General features: G+C 71.0%; 14 protein-coding genes. 11 read left to right on the forward strand and 3 right to left on the reverse strand.

Features of this window, described 5'->3' with window-relative positions; all coding sequences use genetic code 11:
* Nucleotides 1-541: transaldolase family protein (locus tag FXF52_RS38000; protein ID WP_305069373.1), on the reverse strand; the 541-nt coding region annotated here is incomplete at its 3' end.
* A gap of 16 nt (nt 542-557) precedes the next feature.
* A complete protein-coding gene (tkt, locus tag FXF52_RS38005) occupies nt 558-2,696 on the reverse strand; it encodes a transketolase (protein WP_148804509.1) in 2,139 nt (712 codons plus the stop codon).
* Nucleotides 2,697-2,959: 263 nt separating this feature from the next.
* On the opposite strand from tkt, the gene FXF52_RS38010 reads away from it, so the two are divergent.
* The 3 genes from FXF52_RS38010 (at nt 2,960) to FXF52_RS38020 (ending at nt 5,410) form a co-directional block, all read left to right on the forward strand.
* Nucleotides 2,960-3,919, forward strand: a complete 960-nt coding sequence (locus FXF52_RS38010) for a heme o synthase (RefSeq protein WP_148804510.1) — start codon at nt 2,960-2,962, stop codon at nt 3,917-3,919.
* 230 nt (nt 3,920-4,149) lie between these two features.
* Nucleotides 4,150-4,482 carry a hypothetical protein gene (locus FXF52_RS38015; protein ID WP_148804511.1) on the forward strand — a complete coding sequence of 111 codons (333 nt, stop codon included), beginning with the start codon at nt 4,150-4,152 and terminating at the stop codon, nt 4,480-4,482.
* A 7-nt stretch (nt 4,483-4,489) separates the two neighbouring features.
* Nucleotides 4,490-5,410: a RimK family alpha-L-glutamate ligase gene (locus FXF52_RS38020; RefSeq protein WP_148804512.1), complete on the forward strand. Its 921-nt coding sequence runs from the start codon at nt 4,490-4,492 to the stop codon at nt 5,408-5,410.
* 123 nt (nt 5,411-5,533) lie between these two features.
* On the opposite strand, the gene FXF52_RS38025 is transcribed toward FXF52_RS38020, so the two are convergent.
* Nucleotides 5,534-6,496, reverse strand: a complete 963-nt coding sequence (locus FXF52_RS38025; protein WP_187413959.1) for a heme A synthase — start codon at nt 6,494-6,496, stop codon at nt 5,534-5,536.
* 98 nt (nt 6,497-6,594) lie between these two features.
* Between FXF52_RS38025 and FXF52_RS38030 the strand changes: the two genes are divergently transcribed.
* The 8 genes from FXF52_RS38030 to FXF52_RS38065 all read left to right on the forward strand — a co-directional run bounded on the left by FXF52_RS38030 (nt 6,595) and on the right by FXF52_RS38065 (nt 13,419).
* Nucleotides 6,595-7,398, forward strand: coding sequence for a metalloregulator ArsR/SmtB family transcription factor (locus tag FXF52_RS38030; protein ID WP_148804514.1), 804 nt, complete (start codon nt 6,595-6,597; stop codon nt 7,396-7,398).
* A complete protein-coding gene (gene sufB / locus FXF52_RS38035) occupies nt 7,395-8,825 on the forward strand; it encodes a Fe-S cluster assembly protein SufB (protein WP_148804515.1) in 1,431 nt (476 codons plus the stop codon). Before FXF52_RS38030 ends, sufB begins: the two co-directional genes overlap by 4 nt.
* A gap of 138 nt (nt 8,826-8,963) precedes the next feature.
* Nucleotides 8,964-10,106 carry a Fe-S cluster assembly protein SufD gene (gene sufD, locus FXF52_RS38040; RefSeq protein WP_148804516.1) on the forward strand — a complete coding sequence of 381 codons (1,143 nt, stop codon included), beginning with the start codon at nt 8,964-8,966 and terminating at the stop codon, nt 10,104-10,106.
* Nucleotides 10,106-10,432, forward strand: coding sequence for a non-heme iron oxygenase ferredoxin subunit (locus FXF52_RS38045; RefSeq protein ID WP_073837971.1), 327 nt, complete (start codon nt 10,106-10,108; stop codon nt 10,430-10,432). The genes sufD and FXF52_RS38045 overlap by 1 nt, the downstream gene beginning before the upstream one ends.
* Nucleotides 10,432-11,205 carry a Fe-S cluster assembly ATPase SufC gene (sufC, locus tag FXF52_RS38050; protein ID WP_148804517.1) on the forward strand — a complete coding sequence of 258 codons (774 nt, stop codon included), beginning with the start codon at nt 10,432-10,434 and terminating at the stop codon, nt 11,203-11,205. Before FXF52_RS38045 ends, sufC begins: the two co-directional genes overlap by 1 nt.
* 20 nt (nt 11,206-11,225) lie before the next feature.
* Nucleotides 11,226-12,530, forward strand: coding sequence for a cysteine desulfurase (locus tag FXF52_RS38055; protein ID WP_148804518.1), 1,305 nt, complete (start codon nt 11,226-11,228; stop codon nt 12,528-12,530).
* The gene (gene sufU, locus FXF52_RS38060; protein WP_148804519.1) at nt 12,530-13,006 is read left to right on the forward strand and encodes a Fe-S cluster assembly sulfur transfer protein SufU; all 477 of its coding nucleotides are present in this window, start codon (nt 12,530-12,532) and stop codon (nt 13,004-13,006) included. Before FXF52_RS38055 ends, sufU begins: the two co-directional genes overlap by 1 nt.
* Nucleotides 13,003-13,419, forward strand: coding sequence for a metal-sulfur cluster assembly factor (locus FXF52_RS38065; RefSeq protein ID WP_148804520.1), 417 nt, complete (start codon nt 13,003-13,005; stop codon nt 13,417-13,419). The genes sufU and FXF52_RS38065 overlap by 4 nt, the downstream gene beginning before the upstream one ends.
* Nucleotides 13,420-13,531 lie beyond the last annotated feature (112 nt).

A 13,531-nucleotide genomic window follows, 5' to 3' on the forward strand; every position in this document is an offset into this window, starting at 1 on the left:
CCGGGACCGCCTCCATCACCTGCGAGTACCGGTCCAGGCCGAAGATCAGGGTCACGTTGACGCTGATCCCCTGGGCCAGGGTCGCGGTGATCGCCGGCAGCCCCGCCTCGGTGGCCGGGATCTTGATGAAGAGGTTGGGTCGGTCGATCAGCCACCACAGCGCCCCGGCCTCGGCGACGGTCTTCTCCGTCTCGTGGGCCAGCCGCGGGTCCACCTCGATGGAGACCCGGCCGTCCACCCCCGCGCTGGCGTCGTACGCCGGGCGCATCACGTCGCACGCCCACCGCACGTCGTACGTGGTGAGCATGCGGACCGCCTCTTCGACGTCCACCCCACGGATGGCCAGGTCCTTCAGCTGCCAGTTGTACTCGTCCGCGGCGCTCAGCGCCTTGGCGAAGATGGTCGGGTTGGATGTCACCCCGACCAGGTGCTTCTCCCGGCGGAGCTGGTCCAGCCCGCCGGAGCTCAGTCGTACCCGGGAAAGATCGTCGAGCCAGATCGCCACACCCGCGGCGCTCAGCTCGCCCAGCCGGTCCGTCATGCCGTCCACGCTCCCCTCAGTTGCCGGTCGGGTTACCGGTGATGTCGCCCACCCGGGTCAGTGCCGCGTGCGCGGCGGCCACGATCCGGTCGGGGGTGAACCCGAACTGTTCGAACAGCACGGTGTGCGGGGCGCTCGCCCCGTAGTGCTCCAGGCTCACGCTCTCGCCGCAGTCGCCGACGATCGCCCGCCAGGACATGGCGATACCCGCCTCCACGCTCACCCGTGCCTTTACCCCGCGTGGCAGGACCGACTCCCGGTACGCCTCGTCCTGCGCGAAGAACCACTCCTGGCAGGGCATGGAGACGACCCGGGTGGGGGTGCCGTCGGCCTCCAGCCGCTCCCGGGCGGTCAGGCAGAGCTGCACCTCGGAGCCGGTGCCGACGAGGATCACCTGCGGCCTGCCGGTCGAGGCTTCGGCCAGCACGTAACCGCCCTTGACCACGCCGTCGGCGCCGGCCAGCTCGGTGCGGTCGAAGGTCGGCAGCGGCTGCCGGCTGAGCGCCAGCGCGGTCGGTCGGTCGGTGTGCTCCAGCGCCTGCCGCCACGCCCACGCGGTCTCGTTGGCGTCGGCCGGGCGGACCACGTCCAGGCCGGGGATGGCGCGCAGCGCGGTCAGGTGCTCCACCGGCTGGTGGGTCGGGCCGTCCTCGCCGAGGCCGATCGAGTCGTGCGTCCAGACGTAGACCACCGGCAGCTTCATCAACGCGGCGAGCCGCACCGAGGGGCGCATGTAGTCGCTGAACACCAGGAACGTGCCGCCGTACGGGCGGGTGCCGCCGTGCAGGGCGATGCCGTTGAGGATGGCGCCCATGCCGTGCTCGCGGATGCCGAAGTGCAGGGTGCGGCCGTACTCGTGGCCCGGGAAGTCCTTCGTCGCGTGCACCGCGGGGATGAAGGACGGCTCGCCCTTCATGGTGGTGTTGTTGCTCTCGGCCAGGTCGGCCGAGCCGCCCCAGAGCTCCGGCAGGACCGGGGCGAGGGCCTCCAGGACCTTGCCGGAGGCGGCCCGGGTGGCGATGCCCTTGGCGTCGGCGGGGAAGGTGGGCAGCGCGTCGGCCCAGCCCTGGGGGAGCTGCCGGGCGGCCAGCCGATCCCAGAGCGCCTTGCGCTCCGGGTTGGCCTGCGCCCAGCCGTCGAACGCCGTGGTCCACTCGGCCTGCGCCGCGGCGCCCCGCGCCATCACCTGGCGGGCGTGGTCCAGCACGTCCTCGTCGACCTGGAAGGTCCGCTGCGGGTCGAAGCCCAGGATCTCCTTGGTGGCCTTCACCTCGTCGGCGCCGAGCGCCGAACCGTGGATCTTGCCGGTGTTCTTCTTGTTCGGCGCCGGCCAGCCGATGATGGTGCGCAGCGCGATGAAGGAGGGGCGGGTGGTCTCCGCCTTGGCGGCCAGCAGCGCCTGGTGGAGCGCCGGCACGTCCTCGTGGTAGTCGCCCTGGTCGGCGTCGCCGCGGCGCCAGTCGACCGTCTGCACGTGCCAGCCGTACGCCTCGTAGCGGGCCGCCACGTCCTCGCTCTTGGCGATGCGGGTGTCGTCCTCGATCGAGATCTCGTTGTCGTCGTAGATCACGCAGAGGTTGCCGAGCTGCTGGTGGCCGGCGAGCGCGCTGGCCTCGTGGCTGATGCCCTCCTCGATGTCACCGTCGGAGGCGATGCACCAGATGTCGTGGTCGAAGGGGGAGTCACCGGCCTCCGACTCGGGGTCGAACAGACCCCGCTCGCGGCGCGCCGCCATCGCCATGCCGACGGCGTTGCCGAGGCCCTGGCCGAGCGGGCCGGTGGTGGTCTCCACGCCCGGGGTGTGCCCGTGCTCGGGGTGACCCGGGGTGAGCGAGCCCCACTGGCGCAGCGCCTTGAGGTCGTCCAGGGCCAGCGGATAGCCGGAGAGGAAGAGCTGGATGTAGAGCGTCAGGCTGGAGTGCCCGGCGGAGAGGACGAACCGGTCCCGGCCGGGCCAGTTCGGGTCGGCCGGGTTGTGCCGCATGACCCGGTTGAAGAGCAGGTACGCCGCCGGGGCGAGGCTCATCGCCGTGCCCGGGTGGCCGTTGCCGGATTTCTCCACGGCGTCCATGGCCAGCACGCGGACCGTGTCGACGGCCCTGCGGTCGAGGTCGGACCAGTTGAGAGCGGGAAGCTCGGGTCGGTTGGCAGCCACGTTGGTTGTGCTCCTCGGCAGATGGGCGGAACCCTCAGTGATGACCCTATCGAGCGGTCCTAAACGTACGCCCGGGGATCTCTGCATGCTCTTCTGTGCTCCTCCGACCGGATCCGTCGTGCACCGCGGACTGTGACGGCCCGCACCGTTGTCGGGTCTCCGGGGCAGCCAAAACGACGACGCGTAGTCTGTGGGTCGGTGTGTGGACCCGACGGGTCCGGGCCGACCGACCTCCCCCGCCAAAAGCCGGAAGGTGGCAATCCGTGAGCATGATCACCGAGCGCCCCGTCAGCGACTCTGCCGGGCAGCCGCCGGTGCGCACGGTGACGGAGGCGGCGGCGAGCGGTCGGCGGGACGTGCGGGCGGTGCTCGCCGCGTACGTCGCCCTGACCAAGCCGCGGATCGTCGAGCTGCTGCTGGTCACCACCGTGCCGGCGATGATGCTCGCGGACGGGGGGATGCCCTCGCTCTGGCTGGTGGCCGTGGTGCTGGTCGGTGGCTCGCTCGCCGCCGGCGCGGCGAGTGTGCTCAACTGCTACATCGACCGGGACATCGACCAGTTGATGCGGCGTACCAAGCGCCGACCGCTGCCCGCGCACACGGTGTCGCCGCGCAGCGCGCTGATCTTCGGCCTGGTGCTCGGCGTGATCTCGGTCGCGCTGATGGCCGCGTTCACCAACTGGCTGGCGGCCGGGCTGACCCTGGCCGCGATCGCCTACTACGACCTGGTCTACACGCTCTGGCTCAAGCGGACCACGGCGGCCAACACGTTCTGGGGTGGCGCCTGCGGGGCCGCGCCGGTGCTGATCGGCTGGGCCGCGGTCACCGGGTCGCTGGCGCCCGCCGCGTGGGGGCTGTTCGCGGTGGTCTTCTTCTGGCAGATGCCGCACTTCTACGCGCTGGCGATCAAGTACAAGGCCGACTACGCCCGGGCCGGCATTCCGATGCTGCCGGTGGTGGCCTCGGTCCGCCGGGTGAACGCGGAGATCCTGATCTTCTCCTGGCTGACCCTGCTCTCCTCGCTGGCGGTCTGGCCGCTCGGGATGAGCCCGATCTACGGGGTGACCGCGCTGGTCGTCGGTGGCGTCTTCGTGGTCGAGGCGCACAAGCTGTGCCGCCGCGCGGCGCGGGGCGAGGCGGTCAAGCCGATGCGGCTGTTCCACTGGTCCACCACCTACCTGACCATCCTCTTCGCCGCCGTCGCGCTCGACGCCCTGCTCTGACCCGTCCGCGAGGACGTGCGTCGGATTTTTTCCAGAATTTTTTTTCGGGTTCGACGGGGCCTGCCCAACCAGGACAGACCAGGGCGATTTCGCCTGCCCGCTTCGTCCTGCCTTATCCGACATGTCCGGGCGAAAAACCTGTGGTCTTCCTTAAACCCGTAGGTAATTGGCATCACAATTGGTTCATCGTTCTCGCACATGTGGGTGGAAGTCTGCTTAGGCTTCGCGTCATGGCAGATGGTTCCGATACGACGCTGACGGCTGAACAGACCGCCGAGCAGGCCCCCAACGGCCTGGTCGCGGGCATCAGGTCGTTCGCCGCCGGGCACGGCGGGGCGAAGGCGGTCATCGAGTACGTCGGCAAGCGCGGCGCGCGGATCGTCCTCGTGGGTGAGGACGGGGCGTGGGCCGACCAGTTCGCCGACGGCACCGACGTCGCGCGGCAGGCCTGCGCCAAGGCCGGAGTCGCCGTCGAGAACGCCTGGGAGCGTGAACTGATGGACCAGATGCGTCCGAGCAACGACCTCTGGCGGTCGATGGCCCGGCGCACGATGGCCCGTTGACAAATAGATGACCCACCACCACCAGTCGACCCGGGGGGAACCCCGGGTCGCTCTCGCCACCTGCACCGCACTCACCGACCTCGACCCCGACGACCGGCTCGTGCTCGCCCCGCTCGCCTCACGCGGCATCACCGCCGAGGCGGTGGTTTGGGACGACCCGACCGTCGACTGGTCGGCGTACGACCTGGTCGTGCTCCGCTCGCCGTGGGACTACGCGCTGCGCCGCGACGACTTCGTCGCCTGGGCGCAGACCGTCCCGCGCCTGGTCAATCCGGCCGACGTGGTCGCCTGGAACACCGACAAGCGCTACCTGGCCGAGCTGTCCGCCGCCGGCGTGCCGACCGTGCCGACCACCTGGGTCGAGCCCGGGCGGGACTGGACGCCGTCCGCCGACACCGGCGAGTACGTGATCAAGCCAGCGGTCAGCGCCGGCAGCCAGGACACCGGCCGGTACGACCTGGCCGACCCCGAGCACCGGGAACTGGCCGTGGCGCACGTGCGGCGGCTCTCCGACGCCGGCCGGGTCGCCATGGTCCAGCCCTACCTGGACGCGGTGGACACCGCCGGGGAGACCGCGCTGCTCTTCCTGGCCGGGCCGGGCGGCCTGGCGTTCAGCCACGCGATCCGCAAGGGCCCCATGCTGGTCGGCCCGGACCTGGGCGTCGCCGAGCTCTACAAGCGCGAGGAGATCACGTCGCGGACGGCCACGCCCGAGCAGCTGGCCGTGGCGGAGAAGACCCTAGCCGTGCTGCCCGGCGGCCCCGGGCGGCTGCTGTACGCCCGGGTGGACCTCATCCCGGGCCCGGACGGATCGCCCGTCCTGGTCGAGCTGGAGCTCACCGAGCCCAGCCTCTTCATCGGGTACGCCGACGGCGCCCCCGACCGCCTCGCCGAGGCGATCGCCACCCACCTCACCCGCCGCCCCTGACCCGTCCCCACCCGGGCCGGGCACCCGACCATCCCGATACGCGAAAAGAGTGGCCTCGGTGCGTCCGAAGGCCACTCTTTTCGTGCAGCTGTGCGGATCTGGGGCGGGGCGTGAAGGTGCGGGTCAGACGGCGGCGATGGCGGGCTCGGCGGCCCGGTCGGCGTGCGGTGCCGGGCCGAGCGGGCGGCGCTCCCGGGTCGACCAGAGCACGGCCAGGGTGGCCAGCAGCACCAGGCAGGAGCCGAGCATGTGCGCGGCGACCAGCGCCGCCGGCAGGTGGGTGAAGTACTGCACGAAGCCGATCAGGCCCTGACCCAGCTCGACCGCGACCAGCACCACGGCGGCCCGGGTGGCCCGCTGCGCGCCCACCGCGCGGAACGCGAAGACCAGCGCGATCGAGAGGCCGATCAGCAGGAAGACCCCGTCGGCGTGCACCTGCGAGATCGACTCCGGGTCCAGGCCGTTGCGCGCCGCGCCCTGGTCGCCGGCGTGCGGGCCGCTGCCGGTCACCCAGGTGCCGATCACCAGCACCGCCACGCTCACCAGCGTGGTGAGCCGGGCGAGGGCGCGCAGCGGCGCCGGCACGGTGGGCGTGGCCGGCACGTCCGGCTCGCCGGTGCGCCGCCACAGGGCGTACGCGGCGGCGATCACCACCATCGAGGCGAGGAAGTGCAGCCCGACCACCCACGGGTTGAGGTTGGTCAGCACGGTGAACCCGCCGATCACGGCCTGGGCGGGGATGCCGAACAGCACGCCGACCGCGAGCGGCAGCAGCCCGCGCCGGCGGGGTCGCTGGGCCAGCACGGCGAGCACCACGGCGAGCGCGATCACGCCCACCGCGAAGGTGAGCAGGCGGTTGCCGAACTCGATCACCCCGTGCACGCCCATCTCCGGCGTGGTGGTGTACGACTCGTCGGTGCACCGGGGCCAGGTGGGGCAGCCGAGCCCGGAGGCGGTGAGCCGGACCGCCCCGCCGGTGACCACGATCGCCACGTTCGCGATGATCGAGGCGTACGCGAGGCGGCGCAGCAGCGCGGGGGAGACCGGGAACCGGACGGAAGGCTTCACGGAGCGAATCCTACGCACCGTAGTGGTCCCCGATCGGGTGACTCCGTTACCCCGGTGGTGGGGATCACCGGGGACCCGGTTTGCGGGCCTCCGGCGAATTACGTAACGTTGGCGTTGTGAAAAACGCGGCGGCGCTCTCCGGGCAACCGCCGGCGACCGGGCAGGTCGCCGGCGACGGCCCCAGACGCGCCGAGCCGGAGTCTTCGCCGGCCGCGTCCACCGATCTTTCCACCCGCGACCGGGTCACCCAGCTGCTGCTGGAGCGGGGCGCGACCACCGCCGCCCAGCTCGGCTCCGCGCTCGGGCTCAGCCCGGCGGCGATCCGCCGGCACCTGGACGCGATGCTCGCCGACGGCGACGTGGTCGCCCGGGAGCAGGTCGTGCGGGGCAGCCGGGGGCGGGGCCGCCCGGCCAAGGTCTTCGTGCTGACCGAGGCGGGGCGGGTGCGCTGCGGCACCCACCACTACGACAACATGGCCACCGCTGCGCTGCGCTGGATCGCCCGCACCGGCGGCCCGGAGGCGGTCGAGGAGTTCGCCGCCGAGCAGGTCTCCGCGCTGGAGGCCCGCTGCCAGGCCGCGATGGAGGACGCCGGCGACGACCCGCTCGCGCGGGCGGAGGCGCTCGCGGGGGCGCTGACCGCCGAGGGCTACGCTGCCAACGCGTCCACGATCGCCTCCGGCGGCCAGCTCTGCCAGCACCACTGCCCGGTGGCGCACGTGGCCGCCGATTTCCCGCAGCTGTGCGAGGCCGAGACGGCGGTGATCTCCCGTCTGGTCGGCACCCACGTGCAGCGCCTGGCCACCATCGCGCACGGCGACGGGGTGTGCACCACGCACATCCCGGCCCAGCCGCGTCAGAGCCCGCGCGCGGGCTCTCCGTCCGGTAACACCGTCACCACTGTGAGGACAGATAGATGACCGAGCAGATCGTCCAGCCCCTGACCCAGGAGGAGCAGCTCGCCGCCCTCGGTCGCTACGAGTACGGCTGGGCCGACCCCGACGTCGCCGGGGCGTCCGCCCAGCGCGGCCTCAACGAGGCGGTGGTGCGGGACATCTCGGCGAAGAAGAACGAGCCGGCCTGGATGCTCGACCTGCGCCTGAAGGGCCTGCGGCTGTTCGAGCGCAAGCCGATGCCGGCCTGGGGCGCCGACCTCACCGGGATCGACTTCGACAACATCAAGTACTTCGTCCGGTCCACCGAGAAGCAGGCCGCCTCCTGGGAGGACCTGCCCGAGGACATCAAGAACACCTACGACAAGCTGGGCATCCCCGAGGCGGAGAAGCAGCGGCTGATCGCCGGTGTCGCGGCCCAGTACGAGTCCGAGGTCGTCTACCACAAGATCCGTGAGGACCTGGAGGAGCAGGGTGTCGTCTTCCTCGACACCGACACCGCCCTCAAGGAGCACGAGGACCTGTTCAAGGAGTACTTCGGCACGGTGATCCCGGTCGGCGACAACAAGTTCGCCGCGCTGAACACCTCCGTCTGGTCCGGTGGCTCCTTCATCTACGTGCCGAAGGGCGTGCACGTGGAGATCCCGCTGCAGGCCTACTTCCGGATCAACACGGAGAACATGGGCCAGTTCGAGCGGACGCTGATCATCGTCGACGAGGGCGCGTACGTGCACTACGTCGAGGGCTGCACCGCGCCCATTTACTCCTCGGACTCGCTGCACAGCGCCGTGGTCGAGATCGTCGTCAAGAAGAACGCCCGCTGCCGCTACACGACCATCCAGAACTGGTCGAACAACGTCTACAACCTGGTCACCAAGCGCGCCGTCTGCCACGAGGGCGCGACCATGGAGTGGATCGACGGCAACATCGGCTCCAAGGTCACCATGAAGTACCCGGCGGTCTACATGACCGGCGAGCACGCCAAGGGCGAGGTGCTCTCGGTGGCCATGGCCGGCGAGGGCCAGCACCAGGACGCCGGCGCCAAGATGGTGCACGCCGCGCCGCACACCTCCTCGACCATCGTGTCGAAGTCGATCGCCCGGGGCGGCGGCCGCACCTCGTACCGCGGTCTGGTGCAGGTGCTGGAGGGTTCGCACAGCAGCCGGAGCACCGTCAAGTGCGACGCGCTGCTGGTCGACACCATCTCCCGCTCGGACACCTACCCGTACGTCGACATCCGCGAGGACGACGTGTCGATGGGCCACGAGGCGACCGTCTCCAAGGTCAGCGAGGACCAGCTCTTCTACCTGATGAGCCGGGGCCTGAGCGAGGACGAGGCGATGGCGATGATCGTGCGCGGCTTCATCGAGCCGATCGCCAAGGAGCTGCCGATGGAGTACGCCCTGGAGCTCAACCGCCTGATCGAGCTCCAGATGGAGGGCGCGGTCGGCTGACCCCGGCCACCCGACGACCGCTCCGGGTCGCGGCGCTGGCGGCAGCCGCGCCGCGCCGGAGTGGTCGCCCGGCGGGCCGGTCGCGCCGGTCCGCGGACACAGCACGAAACACCGCCGTCGCAGAACAGCAAGGAAGAGATGACTATCCAGGCTTCCGCGCCGCCCGCCACCAAGTCGCAGGCGCTCCGCTCGTACGACGTCGCCGACTTCCCGGCCCTCACGGGCCTGGAGGAGGAGTGGCGTTTCACCCCGCTCAAGCGCCTGCGCGGCCTGGTCGGTGGGGCGCCGGCCGCGACCGGCACGGTCCGCCACGAGTACGCCGATCTGCCTGAGGGCGTCACTGTCAGCCGGATCGGCACGGATGACCCGCGGGTGGGTAGCGTGCTCACCCCGTTCGACCGGGTCAGCGCGCTGGCGTACGGCGGGGCCGGGCAGGCGCTGCTGGTGCAGGTCGCGCGGGACGCGGTGGTGACCGCGCCGGTGCGCCTGCGGGTGGTCGGGGAGGGCGCCGACACGCTCGCCTTCGGCCACACCTTCGTCGAGGTGGGCCGGTTCGCCGAGGTGACCCTGGTGCTGGAGCACGCCGGTTCCGCCACCCTCGCCGACAACGTCGAGGTGGCCGTGGCCGATGGGGCGAAGCTGACCCTGGTCACCGTCGCCGACTGGGCCGACGACGCGGTCCAGGCGCAGCACCTCAAGGTGCGGCTGGGCCGGGACGCCAAGGTGATCCACGTCCAGGTGAGCCTCGGCGGCGACCTGGTCCGGCAGTACACCTCGGTGGAGTACGGCGACCGGGGTGGCGAGGCCGAGCTGTACGGCGTCTACTTCGCCGACTCCGGCCAGCACCTGGAGCACCGGCAGCTGGTCGACCACACGGTGCCGGACTGCCGCAGCTACGTCGGCTACCGCGGTGCCCTGCAGGGCGACAGCGCGCACACGGTCTGGGTCGGTGACGTGCTGATCCGGGCCGAGGCGACCGGCACCGACACGTACGAGATCAACCGGAACCTGCTGCTCACCGACGGCGCCCGGGCGGACTCCGTACCCAACCTGGAGATCGAGACCGGCGAGATCGCCGGCGCCGGCCACGCCAGCGCGACCGGCCGCTTCGACGACGAACAGCTCTTCTACCTGATGGCCCGCGGCATCCCGGCGGAGGAGGCCCGCCGCCTGGTGGTGCGCGGCTTCTTCGCCGAGCTGATCAACAAGATCCCGGTCGAGGAGCTGCGCGAGCGGCTCGGCGACGCGATCGAGGCCCGGCTGACCAAGGCCGGCGCCTGATGATCAGGATCTGCGCGACCGAGGACGTGCCGAAGGGCACCGCGATCAGCGCCGACGTGGACGGCACCCAGATCGCGATCGTGCATGGCGAGGACGACAACTTCTACGCCGTGTACGACGAGTGCTCGCACGCCGCGGTGGCCCTCTCCGAGGGCGAGATCGAGGGGTGCACGCTGGAATGCTGGCTGCACGGATCCCGTTTCGACCTGCGTACCGGTGAGCCCACCGGGCTGCCCGCGACCGAACCCGTTCCCGTCTATCCCGTCGAAGTCCGCGACGGCGACATCTACGTCAGCCTGACGCCGAGCAATGGAGTGACCCGATAATGAGCACCCTGGAGATCCGCGACCTGAAGGTGTCGGTCAAGCTGCCCGAGGGTGAGCTCAAGCCGATCCTGCACGGAGTCGACCTGACCGTGAAGTCGGGCGAGACCCACGCGATCATGGGCCCGAACGGCTCCGGCAAGTCGACCCTGGCGTACTCGATCGCCGGTCACCCCAAGTACGAGATCACCGGCGGCTCGGTGACCCTCGACGGCGAGGACGTGCTGGCCATGTCCGTCGACGAGCGGGCCCGCGCCGGCCTCTTCCTGGCCATGCAGTACCCGGTCGAGGTGCCGGGCGTCTCCGTGGCCAACTTCCTGCGTACCGCGAAGACCGCCATCGACGGCGAGGCGCCGAAGCTGCGCACCTGGGCCGGCGAGCTGCGCGGCGCCATGGAGAAGCTGCAGATGGACCCGGCGTTCGCCCAGCGCAACGTCAACGAGGGCTTCTCCGGCGGCGAGAAGAAGCGGCACGAGATCGTGCAGCTGGAGCTGCTCAAGCCGAAGATGGCGATCCTCGACGAGACCGACTCCGGCCTCGACGTGGACGCGCTGCGCGTGGTCAGCGAGGGCGTGAACCGGGTCCGCGACACCGGCGACACCGGCCTGCTGCTGATCACCCACTACACCCGGATCCTGCGCTACATCAAGCCCGACTTCGTGCACGTCTTCGTGGCCGGCCGGATCGTCGAGCAGGGCGGCCCGGAGTTGGCCGACAAGCTCGAGGAAGAGGGCTACGAGCGGTACGTCGCCGGGGCCGGTTCGGCGCGGGCCTGAGAGCCGGAAGGGCCGCGGAGATGACCACCATCGCCATCCCGGAGGGGATGCCGCAGTACGACGACGTGCCGCGTTTCGACGTGGCCACGGTGCGCGCCGACTTCCCGATCCTGGACCGGGAGATCAACGGGCACCGGCTGGTCTATCTCGACAGCGCCAACACCTCGCACAAGCCGCGGCAGGTACTCGACGTGCTCGCCGAGCACTACGCGCGGCACAACGCCAACGTGTCGCGCTCGGTGCACACCCTGGGCACCGAGGCGACCGAGGCGTACGAGGGGGCCCGGGCGAAGATCGCCGCGTTCATCAACGCGCCGAGCGTGGACGAGGTGGTGTTCACCAAGAACTCCACCGAGGCGATCAACCTGGTGGCGTACGCGTTCTCCAACGCCTCGCCGCGGGCCGACGCCGACCCCCGGTTCCGGCTCGGCCCCGGCGACGAGATCGTGATCTCCGAGATGGAGCACCACTCGAACATCGTCCCGTGGCAGCTCTTGGCCGAGCGGACCGGCGCCACGCTGCGCTGGTTCCCGGTCACCGACCACGGCCGGCTGGACGAGTCCGGGCTGGATGACCTGGTCACCGAGCGGACGAAGATCGTCTCGCTGGTGCACACCTCCAACATCCTCGGCACGGTCAACGCCACCGCCCGGATCACCCAGCGGGTCCGCGAGGTGGGCGCGCTGCTGCTGCTGGACTGCTCGCAGTCGGTGCCGCACATGCCGATGGACGTGGTCGACTACGACGCCGACTTCATCGTCTTCACCGGGCACAAGATGTGCGGCCCGACCGGCATCGGGGTGCTGTGGGGCCGGGCGGAGCTGCTGGCGGCGATGCCGCCGGTGCTCGGCGGCGGGTCGATGATCGAGACGGTGACGATGGCCCGGTCGACGTTCGCCGCGCCGCCGGCCCGGTTCGAGGCGGGCACCCCGCCGATCGCCGAGGCGGTCGCGCTCGGCGCGGCGGTGGACTACCTCAGCGGGATCGGCATGCGCGCGATCCAGTGGCACGAGAAGGAGCTGACGGCGTACGCGCTGGACGCCCTCGCCACCGTGCCGGGGCTGCGCATCTTCGGCCCGAACGTGCCGGTCGGCCGGGGCGGGACGATCTCGTTCGCGCTCGGCGACGTGCACCCGCACGACGTCGGGCAGGTGCTCGACTCGCTCGGCGTGCAGGTGCGGGTGGGGCACCACTGCGCGAAGCCGGTGTGCACCCGGTTCGGCGTGCCGGCCATGACGCGGGCGTCGTTCTACCTGTACACCACGACGGACGAGATCGACTCGCTGGTGGCCGGTCTCGAGCAGGTGCGGAAGGTGTTCGGCTGATGCAGCTCGACCAGCTCTACCAGGAGATCATCCTGGACCACTACAAGCACCCGCACGGCCGTGGCCTGCGGGACGCGGCGGACCCGGCCGCCCGGGTCGGCGAGGCGCACCACGTCAACCCGACCTGCGGCGACGAGATCACCGTGCGGGTGGCCACCGACGGCAAGGTGTTCACCGACATCTCGTACGACGGGATGGGCTGCTCGATCAGCCAGGCGTCGGCGAGCGTGCTGCACGAGCTGCTGCGCGGCCGGGCCGCGGACGACGTCGCCGTGGTGCACGAGGCGTTCGTCGAGCTGATGTCCGGGCGTGGCCAGGTCACGCCGGACGAGGAAGTGCTCGGTGACGGGGTGGCGTTCGCGGGTGTCGCGCGCTACCCGGCCCGGGTGAAGTGTGCGTTGCTGTCGTGGATGGCGTTCAAGGACGCCGCGGCACGCGCCGGGGTGGGCGTGAGCCCGACGGAGGTAGAGGCATGAGCAGCGAGGACACCACCACGCCGGAGACCGGCGCCGTGGCGACCGACGGCGCGGCGACGCCGGCCACCGGCGGGGCCGCTCCGGCCGGCAAGGCCGCGATCGGTGACATCGAGGAGGCGATGAAGGACGTCGTCGACCCGGAGCTGGGCATCAACGTGGTCGACCTGGGCCTGGTGTACGGCATCCACGTCGACGACGAGAACGTCGCCACCCTGGACATGACGCTGACCTCGGCGGCCTGCCCGCTCACCGACGTGATCGAGGACCAGGCCCGGCAGGCGCTGACCACCGGCCCGGGCGGCGGACTGGTCAACGACATCCGGATCAACTGGGTGTGGCTGCCGCCGTGGGGCCCTGACAAGATCACCGACGAGGGCCGGGACCAGCTCCGTTCCCTCGGCTTCAACGTCTGAGCCGGCTTCCGCCGGTCACCCGTCGAGCGCGGTATCCCTCAGGGGTGCCGCGCTCGACGTGTCTGCACCCCCGCCAGGCTGCCGTCGTTGAAGATCACGCTCGATCCTGGAT

This window comes from Micromonospora sp. MP36, assembly GCF_008119785.1.
Taxonomy (GTDB): Bacteria; Actinomycetota; Actinomycetes; order Mycobacteriales; family Micromonosporaceae; genus Micromonospora.